Annotated in this window: 20 protein-coding genes and 2 riboswitches; all 20 genes read right to left on the reverse strand. The window is 36.7% G+C overall.

All coding sequences use genetic code 11. From position 1 onward, the window contains the following. Window positions 1–21: 21 nt before the first annotated feature. Window positions 22–1,455, reverse strand: coding sequence for a class I adenylate-forming enzyme family protein (locus J416_RS05680; protein WP_003466617.1), 1,434 nt, complete (start codon window positions 1,453–1,455; stop codon window positions 22–24). Then, complete coding sequence (locus J416_RS05685) at window positions 1,456–1,689, reverse strand: acyl carrier protein (protein ID WP_003466619.1); 234 nt, start codon at window positions 1,687–1,689, stop codon at window positions 1,456–1,458. A 4-nt stretch (window positions 1,690–1,693) separates the two neighbouring features. Then, window positions 1,694–2,728, reverse strand: coding sequence for an alpha/beta hydrolase (locus tag J416_RS05690; RefSeq protein WP_003466620.1), 1,035 nt, complete (start codon window positions 2,726–2,728; stop codon window positions 1,694–1,696). Continuing rightward, on the reverse strand, window positions 2,725–3,645 hold the full coding sequence (locus tag J416_RS05695; protein ID WP_003466621.1) for an ATP-binding protein: 921 nt from the start codon (window positions 3,643–3,645) through the stop codon (window positions 2,725–2,727). The genes J416_RS05690 and J416_RS05695 overlap by 4 nt, the downstream gene beginning before the upstream one ends. Window positions 3,646–3,661: 16 nt before the next feature. After that, on the reverse strand, window positions 3,662–4,360 hold the full coding sequence (locus tag J416_RS05700) for an SDR family oxidoreductase (protein WP_003466622.1): 699 nt from the start codon (window positions 4,358–4,360) through the stop codon (window positions 3,662–3,664). Then, complete coding sequence (locus tag J416_RS05705) at window positions 4,360–5,181, reverse strand: 6-carboxytetrahydropterin synthase (RefSeq protein WP_003466623.1); 822 nt, start codon at window positions 5,179–5,181, stop codon at window positions 4,360–4,362. The genes J416_RS05700 and J416_RS05705 overlap by 1 nt, the downstream gene beginning before the upstream one ends. Window positions 5,182–5,214: 33 nt before the next feature. After that, a complete protein-coding gene (gene folE, locus J416_RS05710) occupies window positions 5,215–5,781 on the reverse strand; it encodes a GTP cyclohydrolase I FolE (RefSeq protein ID WP_003466624.1) in 567 nt (188 codons plus the stop codon). Window positions 5,782–5,901: 120 nt separating this feature from the next. Continuing rightward, window positions 5,902–5,988: riboswitch (cyclic di-GMP riboswitch) on the reverse strand. 205 nt (window positions 5,989–6,193) lie between these two features. Further along, window positions 6,194–6,373 (reverse strand): small acid-soluble spore protein H, encoded by a 180-nt coding sequence (locus J416_RS05715; protein ID WP_003466625.1) that lies wholly within the window; start codon window positions 6,371–6,373, stop codon window positions 6,194–6,196. Between the two features lie 151 nt (window positions 6,374–6,524). After that, window positions 6,525–6,704 (reverse strand): hypothetical protein, encoded by a 180-nt coding sequence (locus tag J416_RS05720; protein ID WP_040512974.1) that lies wholly within the window; start codon window positions 6,702–6,704, stop codon window positions 6,525–6,527. A 34-nt stretch (window positions 6,705–6,738) separates the two neighbouring features. Continuing rightward, entirely contained in the window at window positions 6,739–7,575 is an 837-nt protein-coding gene (locus J416_RS05725) for a metallophosphoesterase (RefSeq protein ID WP_003466626.1), read from the reverse strand. A gap of 126 nt (window positions 7,576–7,701) precedes the next feature. After that, window positions 7,702–7,857, reverse strand: a complete 156-nt coding sequence (locus J416_RS15695; RefSeq protein ID WP_156809521.1) for a hypothetical protein — start codon at window positions 7,855–7,857, stop codon at window positions 7,702–7,704. 112 nt (window positions 7,858–7,969) lie between these two features. Beyond that, window positions 7,970–8,182 (reverse strand): hypothetical protein, encoded by a 213-nt coding sequence (locus J416_RS05730; RefSeq protein ID WP_003466627.1) that lies wholly within the window; start codon window positions 8,180–8,182, stop codon window positions 7,970–7,972. Between the two features lie 105 nt (window positions 8,183–8,287). After that, complete coding sequence (locus J416_RS05735; RefSeq protein ID WP_003466628.1) at window positions 8,288–9,196, reverse strand: type II toxin-antitoxin system SpoIISA family toxin; 909 nt, start codon at window positions 9,194–9,196, stop codon at window positions 8,288–8,290. Window positions 9,197–9,578: 382 nt separating this feature from the next. After that, window positions 9,579–10,541: an arabinan endo-1,5-alpha-L-arabinosidase AbnA gene (locus tag J416_RS05740; protein ID WP_003466629.1), complete on the reverse strand. Its 963-nt coding sequence runs from the start codon at window positions 10,539–10,541 to the stop codon at window positions 9,579–9,581. A gap of 198 nt (window positions 10,542–10,739) precedes the next feature. After that, window positions 10,740–11,846 (reverse strand): 5-methyltetrahydropteroyltriglutamate--homocysteine S-methyltransferase, encoded by a 1,107-nt coding sequence (locus tag J416_RS05745; protein ID WP_003466630.1) that lies wholly within the window; start codon window positions 11,844–11,846, stop codon window positions 10,740–10,742. Window positions 11,847–11,931: 85 nt separating this feature from the next. After that, window positions 11,932–12,045, reverse strand: a riboswitch (SAM riboswitch). A 94-nt stretch (window positions 12,046–12,139) separates the two neighbouring features. Continuing rightward, window positions 12,140–12,457: a hypothetical protein gene (locus J416_RS05750; RefSeq protein WP_003466631.1), complete on the reverse strand. Its 318-nt coding sequence runs from the start codon at window positions 12,455–12,457 to the stop codon at window positions 12,140–12,142. Between the two features lie 21 nt (window positions 12,458–12,478). Beyond that, window positions 12,479–12,994 (reverse strand): LURP-one-related family protein, encoded by a 516-nt coding sequence (locus tag J416_RS05755; protein ID WP_003466632.1) that lies wholly within the window; start codon window positions 12,992–12,994, stop codon window positions 12,479–12,481. 137 nt (window positions 12,995–13,131) lie between these two features. Then, window positions 13,132–13,509, reverse strand: coding sequence for a DMT family transporter (locus J416_RS05760; RefSeq protein ID WP_003466633.1), 378 nt, complete (start codon window positions 13,507–13,509; stop codon window positions 13,132–13,134). Window positions 13,510–13,511: 2 nt separating this feature from the next. Then, window positions 13,512–14,063, reverse strand: a complete 552-nt coding sequence (locus tag J416_RS05765; RefSeq protein WP_003466634.1) for a TetR/AcrR family transcriptional regulator — start codon at window positions 14,061–14,063, stop codon at window positions 13,512–13,514. Window positions 14,064–14,152: 89 nt separating this feature from the next. Then, window positions 14,153–14,434, reverse strand: coding sequence for a hypothetical protein (locus J416_RS05770; protein WP_003466635.1), 282 nt, complete (start codon window positions 14,432–14,434; stop codon window positions 14,153–14,155). Window positions 14,435–14,527: the final 93 nt, after the last annotated feature.

A 14,527-nucleotide genomic window follows, 5' to 3' on the forward strand; every position in this document is an offset into this window, starting at 1 on the left:
AATTTCTCCTTTGTTTATCCTTTACACCATTTGTTTCAGACGAAGTTTATCAACTTTTCCTTGTGAAATGGGGATTTCATATACTTGAATCACTTGATCTGGAACTTTATATTGAGCAATGAATCGTGCACAATAACTAGCTAGTTCCTTTTGTTCAATAGTATTATTTACGACAACAAAGGCTACAATCTCCTCACCCAACACCTGATGTTCGATGCCAAGTACCACAGCTTGTTCAACAGATTCATGAGATAACAGGACTTCCTCAACTTCTGATGGGATTACTTGCTGTCCACCTTTTTTAATCATATCTTTTTTTCGCCCGACAATTTCAACCTTTCTCGCACCTTTTTCATGAACAAAATCACCGGTATACACCCATCCATTCGAATCAATGATGTCATCAGTTAATGATGGATTATTGTAATAATGTGAAAACTGTCCTGGTGACTTCACTACCAATTCCCCATCTTTTACCTTGTAGTCAATATCTTTGTAAACAGTAAACACTAGTTCTTCACTAATTTCACACAACATCACACCACCCGTTTCAGAACTGCCATACATGGTAATTAACTGACAATCTTTATGTAGATATACTTCATCCCTGTATGATGATGTTACTTTTTCACCTGTTAATCCGACGAGTTCAAGATGATCTAAAACGTCTTTGTTCAATGATTGTGCAATATGATTAATTGCTTTAAAAATCGACGGTGTACTCATCACTTTATTACAATGGTTTCGTTCCATTAATTGGACAATGGCTGAATAGTCAAAACTCTCGGGAAATGATACAGTTGAACCATTGTAAACACCTGTTAATAATGCAGCAACACCAAAATACGACGTAGGGGGCGCATTTAAAAATAATTGATCGCTCGGTTTCATTTGATAAAAATCTGTTAATACTTCAAAACTAAAGTCAAATGCCTCATCTTTGATCACTATTCCTTTGGGCACCCCTGTGCTCCCAGATGTAAAACAAATAAAGGCCATATCTTCTTCTTCAACTGCTTTTTTCTTTAAGCCATAACAGAAATTTTCCCAGTTATTTTGCTCGTCTAGTACAAACACTTCAGTAATCTCATTACTGTGACGTGCCCATTCATGACATACTTCGTCGAATGAAAAATCATTATACGTTTTGATTGTAAAAATAATATGTGGATTCGCATGTTCAAGTACAGTGGTTAGATCAGATGTTCGAAATTGCCAACTAAGTGGTACGACAATAGCGCCAAGTTTGTTAATCGCTAGAACCAATGATAAATAATCAGTGATTTTGGGCAACAACACCCCAATACGCATACCTTTGGTTACTTTTTCGCTAAGAATATCTTCATAATATCTTACATTCTCTTTTAAATCACCTGCACGGAATTCTCTTTGAAAAGTTGATAGAACAATATGATTTGAGTCATGATTAAATAATTTATCAACAATTACACTCATCTATTGTTCCTCCTTTTGAAGTATTTGATAGACATGTCCAACAGTATCTAAGCTTTCTGCTTGCACAAAATGATCAAACGATCCATTAGTCTGTTCTGCCAATTGCATGATAATATTGACCATATGGAGTGAATCGATGCCTAAGTCATTACGAAAATGTGTATCTGTTTTCAACTGATTAACGGGAACATTTGTTATATTCGATAGCATATGAATATAATTAGACCAATCCATTTCCTCACCTACTTTTCCACCATTTTACTGCACGTTCTCTCACATCTAATAATGAAAAATTACAACAATGACCTTCCTCAGGATATTCGATGATTTGCTTTCCTTTCGGCAATAACTGATAGAGGTTATATAGCTCCTCATCATTAACCATCACATCTTGATTTCCATGAACAAGCATAATCGGTTTATTCACTTGATTCACTTGCACATCGGGCATAAACGAATCTTTTGGATCAATGAAATAAGTCATCCGTTCGACAAAATAATCGGGCATTTGACCATGCCTCGAGATAGCCGGACTTACTGCAACCGCCTTTTCGACCTTCGGATGACGACTTGCTTTGATCGACCAAACCGCTCCAGAGCTCGTTCCAAATAAATAGATAGATAAATGACTGAATTTCTGTCCTGCGTCATCAATGACTGCATCTACATAAGTTTGCCAGCGTTTCGTTGTCGCAAGTACCCCTTCAAGCGTATAACTCTCTCCTTGTCCTGGACCATCAACATTATATACAACAAACCCTAAATCAAAGAAATGGTCCTCATAAGTAAATAGTTCTTCCTTTGTCGAGTCAATCGGATTGACCATGATGACCACTCCTTGAGGCTGATGAGGAACGCGTATACGTCCTGGATAATACGTATCATCCGCTGCTACACGACAATGTTGGACAGGGTAATCCAGTAATTGATCAGCCTTATGGAACATATTGAGAGACTTTTGATACCAAAAGCGCTTATTGTGATCATTATCTGGAAAAATCCAATGAGCTAAATTATAGTATAACCCTGCACGTTGATAATGCTGACGAGTGAACGCTAGTTTTTCTGTTTCGATGGCTTGACTGATCTGTTGTTCCGCTTGAGATGAAAAGAAATGAACCCAATCTTCTACGTTTTTCACTGCATGGGTGACATTTTGTACGACTGATGATTCAACACCATGCGCACGCCAACGATCCCAAAATCCAGGAAATAAAAGAGCTGTCATTACCGTTTTTTGAATCGTTTTGTCCTGATTGACAGTCTGTTTCATGATTCTTCCGCCTTTCCATCTAAAATTAAAACAATTGTAGATCCACGGGAAGAGGTTTGTAACTGCACTTGTTCAGCCATTTTCATCATTAAGGTGAATCCTTGTCCTAATGATTCTTTCGTTGAAAATCCTGTCATCAACGTAGTTCTCGGTAAATTACGTAAAGAAAATCCCGGTCCTTGATCCTCGATTAATACGCGGAATTGATCATTTTTCTTATAAATAAACATTTTGCCTACATTGGCGTGTTTCACAACATTTGTGATCGCTTCTGAGATAATTAAGTTATAACTCATAATTTGTGAGCTTTTCGTCAAATGTTTTTCAAATATGTCTTTCGCTAGATTACGCACGTAAGAAATATCTTGTCGACTTTGAATATCTGTCTCGATCAGTAGCTCACCTTCATTCTTATATTGCGCTACAGTTTCTGTGTCGATTAATAAAAATCCTCCCTGTGTGACAGAATAAATGACGTCTCGATATACTTCCCATTCCTTATCAAGTGCGCTCGTTGTTTGATGAAATGGACGGTCTTCATACAAGTCATTAAGTGCTTGGATAAAAGCTGTTTTAATATGTGCATCTAATGTTAATGCTTTTACTTCTTCTTCGATCACTTTGTTTTCCTCTATCCATTGAATGCCCAGATTCGCTAAACGATACATCCTGCGAGTATCTTCATCTTCAATGGCTTGAATCGATGAATAGGTAAACGTCTGATAAAACATTTGATCACGTTGTGCCTGATCGATTTCCATGTGCTCAGCCAACCGATAGACAATCCAGCCAAGCGTACTTTTATGCTTCATATCTCGAAAATCTTTCACCTTAACGGATGGGAGACCTTGATCATTTTCTTTTTGCTCAGGAAATTGTTGTTTTCGATGAAGCCATTTAGACAGAAAATTCTTCATTTTTACTAATCCTTTTCTATAAAATTCCACCAGGTGGCATAATCGTCATCTCATCAACCACAGAATGACGAGGTTGACGAATCAAAAACAATAAATACTCAGCGATCGAGTCAACTGGAATCATATTGCTTGTATCTACATCCATCTCTGTGTCATTCCAAAATGGGCTATCAACTGCGCCTGGCAATACAGATGTCACTTGTACACCTTCACTTCGTAATTCAGCTTGTAACACCTTGGATAACCCCATAACCCCAAATTTAGATGCTGTATATCCACCATTACTAGGTAACGCGATTTGCCCCGCAATTGATACAAGATTAATGATTTGTCCTTTTTGCTGATCCTTCATTACTTTTCCAAAATGTTTACATGCTAAATAAGTACCACGTAAGTTAACAGCGATCATTCGATCAAAATCAGCGGTATTGGATTCAAGTAGAGAATCAAACATACCAATACCAGCCGAGTTGATCAACACATCAATCTGTGAGTAATGATCTCGGGTTTTTGACAAAAACATTTCAACTGATTGTTCATCTGTCACATCAACTGGGAGCAAGAGAGCATTATCTATATCAATATGTTCCACATTTCTTGCACCGAGTACTAATTTAACATCGTATGGAGCTAACAAATTTGCTGTCGCTCGTCCAATACCTCTACTCGCCCCAATAATAACGACCACTTTGCCACGAAGCGAAGAAAAGTCCACTATACGTCCACCTCTTCTCCTGCATATTCAAAATAATTCTTCTCTGTTTCCCATAAGCCAACTTTATCCAAGTTTGAAATATAAGGTGATAACATATCATAAATTACCTTTGCGACAACTTCTGACGTAGGGTTTACATCTCGAAATTCAGCTACATCTAGGTTCAAATGTTTGTGATCCATTTTTTCCAAAATCACTTGATCCACTGTCGCATCTAATTCCGCTAAATCTGTAATCATCCCTGTTATAGGATCTGGTTCACCACAAACAGTTACTTCGAGATAGTAGTTATGTCCGTGTCCATATGGATTATTGCATTTACCAAAAAAATATTGATTTTCTTGCTCCGACAATTGCTCACTGTGTAATCGATGTGCGGCACTAAAATGATATTTCCGGGTCAAGCGAACCATGTGTTCATCTCCCTTCTCTGCTACGATATACGGATTTTCATGTAATCGTAAGCGATACAATTCACAATTTGTTAATTTTGGCTCAATCCCTTGCCACAAAAACGTCACAAGTTGTTCAGTCGTAGGTACATGCTTCATAAAGTAAGGATGTTCTTTATTCAAGTATTTCCCATCTAATTCTTCTCGAACATATTCACCAACTGATGCTTTAATATCTGTTGTATTCACGACGACACCATAATCAGGGTTCAATTGACCACGAACCATCACTTCTAACTGATAATCATGCCCATGTCCGTTTGGGTTGCTACAGAGACCAAAGATCCTTCGATTTTGTTCTTCAGTCCACGCATCGATACGGTAATGGTGCATTGCGGAGAAATCAATACGTCTCGATAAATACAGCAATGGTCATCCTTCCTCTCTCTTATTTGATAACAATCATTCACTTCTCATAAACTCTTGAACCAAATCATTACTAGTTTCAAAGCAGCCTTTTTTTACAGTTGTAACGGTTTTACTACCAGGCTTCTTAACGCCTCGAGCACACATGCACAAATGTTGTCCTTCTACCGAAACAATCACACCTTTAGGCTGTAGCACCTTCTCAATCGCTGAAGCTATTTGATTCGTCATCCGCTCTTGTACTTGTGGGCGTTTGGCGACCAACTCTACTAATCTAGCAAATTTACTTAAACCAATAATTTGCGAATCAGGAATATAACCAATATGAGCTTTCCCGAAAAAAGGAATCAGATGATGCTCACAAAATGTGTAATAATCAATATTTTTCACAACGACCATTCCATCATACCCTTCCGCATCAAATGTCGTTGTTAGCGCTGTCTCTGGTGGCACATCCACACCCTCGAATACTTCTTTATACATTTTTGCTACGCGTGTTGGTGTATTGAGTAACCCTTCCCGCTTCGGATCTTCTCCTATTTCTTCTAATATGCCACGAATGTGGTCTTCCACTTTACTTGTAGACAAGGTATCATTTGACATCACATTTCCCCCGTTCCCCTTCAAAAATAAAAAATCCACCAAAAACGGTGGATAATCATCGATGATCATGCTTAAAAAAGGATATACTTGTACATAATCATATATAAAAATCCCACCTTTTTCGGTAACCCGGCTACCATCGTATTCTATACATTAGGTCCGTAGGCTTTGCGTCCCTATTTTTCAATAGGTTTGCCATTATCGTAGGTAGATCTTGGTGTATGTGTTTTAGGTATAAATTCTTATTTTCATTCTATAAAAATACATCTATTATGTCAATAAATAAAAATGACTAAGTCTTTAAAACTATTTTTAAGTAACTAAGGATGTACTTGAGTCCTACTTAGGATAAAGATTAATGCTTCACATGTAGGTAAGAAAAGATATATTTCTCTTACCTACATGTCAATTGTTATTGTTCCATGAGTTGGTTAATTTCAACCATCTGTTTATCCTCAGGTTGATCGAGCGGATGGATCGTAGCATTGCCACTACTTCTATCTACATGTTCAATATAGACATTTTCTCCATTATACGTGACCGCTACCATATCTGAGGAATCTACAATTTCTTGTGCTCGTTGTGCGTCCACTTTGCTTCACCTCTTTCCTCGATCATTTCGTGCCATTTCTTATTCTTACCGTTAAGCGGTTATTTATCCGTATTTATATTCATTTTCCAAAACACAACACCCATCCAAGTGAGCCCATGACTTATCATACGAAATACGATGATATGTGTAACTATGTTTTATTATCGTTTTTATAAAATACGACAATGTACACAATCGAAAAAATAACTGTCATTCCCAGGCCAATTCCAAAACCTAACAGATAATTGTTTAACAAATAACCTAAAATAACTGCGATAATGATGCCATAGATACATTCAAGCATAATAAATTTTCGAAGCGTATGATTCATAATTTTTACCTCCATTCCTACTAGACATCTCATTTTAAATGTTAGAAGATGAACTTCGGATCGTAATTAAACTATATTGACTTTGATTGAGGAAACGTATGGGCAATACACTCGTACCTAATCCACTATCAACATAAAGATATTGATTCTCACCCATGTCAAATATACCCTTGTCATACTTCGGAAACAACCCTTGATCTGGCGCCACGATCCCACCAATGATCGGTAATCGAACCTGTCCACCATGAGTGTGTCCACTTAACACTAGATCAACAGCATGTTCGTTTATTACGTGGTGGTCATAAGGGGTGTGAGATAATAAAACTGTAAATGAATCATCACGCAAACCAGTAGTTGTTTCTTTTAATTGATCATGGTCAGTAGAAGCATCACCGACACCTGCCAATATAAATGGAAAGCCTTCTTTCTCTAATGCCACTTGACGGTTATCCAGTAATTGAATACCTCGCTCTTGTAAACCTTTTACAAATTCATTGGTTCTTGGATGATCCCACTCGTGATTACCTGTGACAAAATAAACGTTTGATTTAACTGACACTAGCTTTTCTATAAATGCATAGACATGCGAAAATTCATCCGTATTTCGATCGATGATATCACCTGTGATCACAATCACATCAGCATGAATGGACTGAATGTCTTCGATAAGCGATTGATTATGCTGACCAAAATCTTTATTATGTAAATCAGTTATTTGCAAAATCTGTAGCGGTTGATCAGATCCCCATTGATTACTAGATATCGACACGCGATTCATTGTAAATACATTTGTATCATAATATATTTTTCCTACGATTAAACAAAATAACAAAACAGTTACAATGATCAATAATCTTCTCCACTTTTTCATCAAACATAGTCCCTTTCTCTTTAACATTTACTTCTAGCCATTCATCATGAACGATAAAAAACTATCCCAAAGATGATGAGGGATAGCCACTTCATTCTTATAATCAATATGCAACGCTTCAGTTTATTAAAGATAAGAGCGATCATTTTTTTGCCATTGATTGATTTTCTTAAGCATTGCTTGATGACGTTTTTTTTCTCTTGTTTTCCCTTTCCATTGGGTGATTTTTGGTGCGTTTTTTTGTTTTATCGATTCAGCATTTTCCTTATGATTTCCATCCATAACTAACCAACTCTCCTCTACAAACTCTCTTGTTCATCCGTTCTGAGATAATACTGGATAACATATAAATTATCCTTTCATGCAGTTATTGAATGAAAGGATCACTTATACATTATAAGTGCTTTAATGCGTTCTGCCGTAAAACTTCCATATGTTTCGTATAACGATTTTTAGATGCATCAGCTAACTGTGTAACTGGTGATGATTTTTGTTTTAAGATGTCATGTAAAGGGGTTGCTTCTTGATATACCCTATTCAATTCACGAGATAAACGTTCCCCACCCTGCGCCTTTTTCACCTTTGTTCCTGTTGATGTCGACGTCACGTCACTCCTCCTCATACATCTTCTTTACACTATTATACGTAAAGTCCCTCGAAATTGAAACACTCTCCACCATTTTACGGAAAAAAGAGATAAAATATTACCTATTCATTGATTTTTTACAAATGGACACGCTTTCTCTTCATGTTCTAAAAAGCAATACAAGCACGCAAGATTTGTTAAGAATAACGCATCCATTTCATACACTTGTTGGTGGATCTCTTCAATAAACAATACGAAAATATCTTCACCAACAAATATGGGGCATAGATGAGCAATTCCTTTCCCATGCTTATCTTCTCGGTCTAATGCAATGATGTCGCCATTCCATAATGTTTCCACAACAGTACGCTCAGCATCCTCGTCTTCTTTCGTAATATTACTTGGCATCGTACACCAATCAAGCGTATGTGTGTGTTTAATCGCTTGAAGGGTCTCGCCAAATTCAGAAAATAAATGATCAACGTCAGAAGTTATTTTATGCTTTTCTCCCACATTATATAAATGGACACGCAATCCAAAATGATCTGCATAATAGCTTAAGAAAAGTGCGAGTGAATCGGCGATATCGAGCCGTTTCTTGGCAATATCATTCTTTAAAAATGGTGCAATTTGAACAAGTTGTGAGAAATAATTGAGCTTATCTTTTTGTTTCTCTTCAATTAAACTATTTTCTTGAATATATTGTTTCAACGGGTCATATGCCTGGAACTCTGTCTTCCATATTTTTTTAATCGTCGGTGTAGAAAATACGAATATATCAATAAATACAATCATACCAGCAAGCATCATGAGCAGCTTCCAATTATCTTCGATTGATATCGTTTGCATCAATAAAAGCATGCCAATCACTAAAACAAATAAGACATACAATGTTTTACGATATTGATATAAATTTTCGTTAAATTGGTTATTCCCCTTTTCCCTAAAACTCATCCAGCTCTGAATATAGACATATAAAATAAATACCAAAAGGACTACGACTGATACAGAAATACTCACTGTTTCCTTATCCAATGGTATTCACACCTTTCAGTAAAGAAGATTGACACACTTATCTTCATGATTTAACCATGGATTCCCGCGACTTAAACGCATTCATTTTCGCACCGAAGTTTTGAAGGAGCTTGTACGAGAGATCATACTTAACGTAACGAATCGTTTATAGACAAGGTGTATATGTAAGTTTGAAATGTCTATATTTTATATCTGTTATACGAGTATATGACTCATGAAAGTTAATGATTACCATTATTTTAACATTTTTCTTATGAAAAGGTTAGGTTGTTCGCAAAAATAATGATAAAGTACTAAGGTTTAACATTTAGTTGAAAATAATTGATGAAAAGGCAAAACACACGGTGTTCAAACCGTGTGTTCTAACTAATAAAATCTCATTTCAATATGTTGGCCAACCTTGAGCATCCCAATACAAATCATTAATTAGCAGTTTCGGTGTACCATTATCTTCAGCATCATAAGCGTGCCGAACAATGATTGATTGATTATAAACATCTTGATGACCTGGACCAATCCATTGAGAATTTCCTGTATCCAGTATGGTTCCACCACCACTCAACATGTTCGTTCCGTTTTGATCAACATAAGGGCCCGCAATATTATCCGATCTTCCTACTGCGATTTTATACGTGCTGTTCAGGCCATTACAACATTTATCAAATGACACAAAAAGATAGTAGTATCCATCTCTATATGTTATATTCGGTGCTTCAATCGCATGTTCCGGGTGATTTGGGCGGGCGGCGATGGAATGCAAATCCCCTGCAGGCTTCATTGTATTACGATCTAATCTCGTCAGCTTAATTCCACTCCAATACGATCCAAACGATAACCATGGATCACCGTTTTCATCAATAACGAGATCAGGATCAATCGCATTATAATTATCTGATGTCGTCGATCGAATCACCAAACCTTCATCTCTCCAATTACCAGAAGCAATACTCTCAGTTGACAGTAAGCCAATTAATGATTGATTGGAACCAAAAGATGATACTGAATAATATAACCAATAACGACCATTATAGTATTGAATATCAGGTGCCCATTGATTACTCTCATGATTAGGCACATATTGGCTCCACCAACTAGCTGGATTCGGAAAGATTACTGGGGCTTCACTCCAAGAGGCTCCATCATTGGACCATAATACCCGAAGGCCGTTTTGATTGGCTTCCCCCGTACCAAAAACCCACCATGTGTCTCCTTCTTGAATCATTGACGGATCATGAATCATTGGACGATTAGGCATTTCCCAAAAATCTGCTGAAACTGTGACAGGAACTATACTACAAAAAAATAAGCATAAAACGAGAACTTTCCAACCTGTTAACTTTTTCATTAAAACCCTCCTTTTGTTATCGCTTACATAATTTTATCACATTTTGAAATATTTTGTTAGTTTCAACCTTCGAAAATTTTACCGATTAAAAATGTTCTCATAAAACAAATGAAGACCCATTCCAGCTCAAAAGCCGCTGAAAAAGGTCTTCATTCAACATAAAGTCACATATCCATAGCACTTATTGCCATTACTTTTCTAGCCTAAAATTTCTTTTGCTGTTTCGACAATATATTTCAACTTATTCCATTGATCTTCTTCTGTTAGCTTATTCCCATGGTGTGTGGAAGCAAAACCACATTGCGGGCTTAAACACAATTGCTCAAGTGGAACATATTTAGCTGCTTCTTCTACACGCGACTTAATAACATCTTTGTCTTCCAATTCGCCGCTTTTTGATGTGAATAATCCCAACACGACACGTGCCCCACCATTTGGAATATGTTCTAATGGTTTGAATCCACCTGAACGCTCATCATCATATTCTAAGAAAAAGCCATTCACTTTTTCTTTTGCAAATAAAGTTGGTGCAATTAAGTCATAACTTCCTTCAAATGCCCAATTCGAGCGATAATTCCCGCGACATAAGTGCGTAGTAACAACTAGGTCCTCAGGCTTGTCTTCTAACACACCATTAACGACGCGTCGTGCAAGATCAATAAGAAATTCGCGAGAGAACTCCCCATCATTGAACGGAATATCTGGTGATGATAGCCCAGCGATATATACATCATCAAATTGTAAATAACGTACACCCGCATCATAAAACGCTTGAAGTGCATCACGATATGCTTGAATAATATCGTTTGCATAATCTTCAATATCTGGATAAATGTTCGTATCACGTATGCCTACATTAAACAATTGATTGGGACTCGGAATCGTCTGTTTAGCGACAGCTCGTCCGTCAACAATCTCATGAAATTCTTTGAAATCTTGCAAAAATGGATGATTCGGGTTAAATGAAATTTTGCCATTGTTCCGGACATTATAGCGCTCCGTTTCTTCATCTCCATGAAAGATATAACCGACTTCTGGTACATATCCTTCGATTCCATTTAAATGTTCGAGAAAATCGGTATGCCAGAAACGACGTCGGAATTCACCATCTGATACAAGCTCTAAGCCTACTTCAATTTGCTTATCCACAATATGAGCAATTTCCTTGTTTTCTACTTCACGTAGAGCTTCAGCTGACAGTTTCCCATCTTGATAGTCTTTCCTAGCTTTCTTTAAGTTTTCTGGTCGTAGTAGACTTCCTACATGATCCGCTTTGAACGGAGCTGTTGTTGTTTTTGTTGCCATTTAATCCTCTCCCTTTAAAAAATATATAAAAAAGACCTTCTCTTAAGAAGAAGGCCTTTCATTCACGATTCATTGAAAGTCATTCTTCTTATCTTCTAGACTTACCACTTCGTCTATTTGGACTTAGCACCGGGCCTAACGATATAGGCTGGTTGCTGAGGTTTCACAGGGCCAATCCCTCCACCTCTCTTGATAAGAAATATGGAACTATGCAATTTTTCTGACAATTCTTATAGTAATATATTTCCGATAAAATTACAAGGGATTTTTTGAAATTCATTGTATAGAAAACATTAGGATTTCTCTTGTTCCCCGTCAGAAGAGAAAGTCTGATCATGTAATCGATGATTGATAATCGTCAATTGTTTAACAATTTCACCTAATGCGAAGAAAAATATACCAGAAATCATACATGGTCCCGCCCACAATAAAAATTGTGGCAAGATGAATTGATGATAATCTGTTGCCAACACCAAGCCAGTAATCAATCCGAGACCAATGATCAACCACCCTATATAATATAAAATAACCGACATTGTATTTACTGGCGTACCATCTTTGCGCGGTGATCGAAAACTCATATCATTAAAATTTTCATTATCCTCACTCATTTAAATGCCCTCCTGCTACATTTAATTATCTGCGCCGAATGGTTGTGAAAATATCCTGTTACCAAGATGAGATTGATATTTTTCAATTCCGACGACAATGAGAACCAATTCTTCCCAATCAATTGTATCATGTTCATAGTAAATTTGATACGTTACACTTGTATCAAATGGACTGAGCTTCACAAAGTTTGCAATCACAACATCCTGCACATCAACAATTGTATATTCCTTCGAATATGGAGAAGAAGTAATAACGAAATCACTTTGTCTAGTGATATATCGATATTTCTCACCAATTGATATCCATTTTTTCTTAATTGAACTTGTTTGCTCGTCCCCTTCTTTGATATGCCAGCGTTGTTTCCAGAAGTGAAATTGACTTGATGCAAGTTCAACTCCGTTTACATCTGTGATTATAGCTTCTGTCAATGATCGATTATTTACATGTAGAAATCCGAGTGACTCGTTCTTTTCATCGGTAATTGGCGTATTTTTACTAGATGAAAAATCATGTTCAAAATTAATGATTCTCTCCATTAGAAAACCTCCTACAAACGCAAAAACATGTTCATTATTCTATACGTTTGACGGTAGCTTTTCGTTTCAGAATTTATTCTCAACTTCTGATGATTAAAAAAAGGCTGGTGTTTGTGCCAGCCCATCTTTATTGAATATTATATTTGTTGATCAACGGCGATATCTTCATATTCATCATTCATTGCTTCTCCATCGTGTCCTGGTCCCATCATGTTCAAGACCACAACGCCTGCAATGATTAAAAGAATACCGATGACACTACCAAAATTTAATTTTTCTTTCCAAATGAGTATCGATATAGCCGTTGTAGCGATGATACCAAGACCAGACCAAACCGCATAAGCGATATTAAGCGGAATTGACTTTAGTGATAACGCTAAGAAGAAAAACGCACCTACATAAGAGATAACAACCCCTGTCGTCGGTACCAATTTCGTAAATCCATCCGTTGCCTTTAACAAAGATGAGCCGATTAATTCGCCTGCAATAGCAATCATTAGGTATAAGTAAGCCATAGCTACTTCCCCTCCTCTATAATTTCTGATAGTTTATATAAAATTTGTTTTTTAAATCCTTCATTTAATTGATCTAATCCTAGAATTTCTGAATACCATAATCCGTCAGTTGCTAACCGAGCAATGGTCGCATGAATCGGATCAATGCCATCATCCATTAACTCCTCGATTAACAGATCATATTGCCTACGAAATTCTTCTAATAATTCAGGGTTCAAAAACATCGCAGCCATAATGGCCGAATTCATTTGTTTATTGTGATCTGAATCATAAAAAGTTTTCTTCACATAAGCTTTGGTCCATTTACCTTCATGATTATCGTCTGCATATGCCATGTCACGGATATCCTGAAAATAGCTTTCCGACCAATCTGCGACCATTCCCTCAATCAAAGCATCTTTGTTGGAGAAATGGTACAATAATCCGCCTTTACTCACACCTGCTTTATCAGCTACCCCTTCTAATGTCAGTTGAGAAACACCATCTTCTAATACAATCGTTGACGCTGCATTTAGTATATTTTCTTTCTTTTTCGTTGTTTTATTTAACGGCATACTTTCCTCCAATTCTTTTTTTCATTTCCTAATATTTATTATACCGTCTGGACGGTTTTTATGCAAGGAAAAAATTTTCCCTCTATTTTTTATCCATGTTCCGATTTCTTGTGTAACTTTTTTCTCAAACGTTTTTCGATTTTTTCCTGATAGAACGGACTGTCTAATCGCTTTATTTTTATCTTTCCAATCACTTGACGCACATCTGAATCGTGGGTGATAAGATATCGATATGTTTCATGTTCAAGAAGGTTCTGAAACCAATGGTACTGTTTGACATGGTGAATGTTTTTCTCAATATCTTTTTCTTCTACTTTCGAAAACGTCAACATATCCAAAGCAATCATTATGACATCAAGCAGTAAATCCAAATAATCACCCCTCCCCTTTACAATCATCTTATTTCTTCATACGTCAAAAAACGTGTATAAGTTTCGTTTTTTCATAAAATTTACCTTCATACT

Source organism: Gracilibacillus halophilus YIM-C55.5 (genome assembly GCF_000359605.1).
GTDB classification, from domain to species: Bacteria; Bacillota; Bacilli; order Bacillales; family Amphibacillaceae; genus Gracilibacillus; species Gracilibacillus halophilus.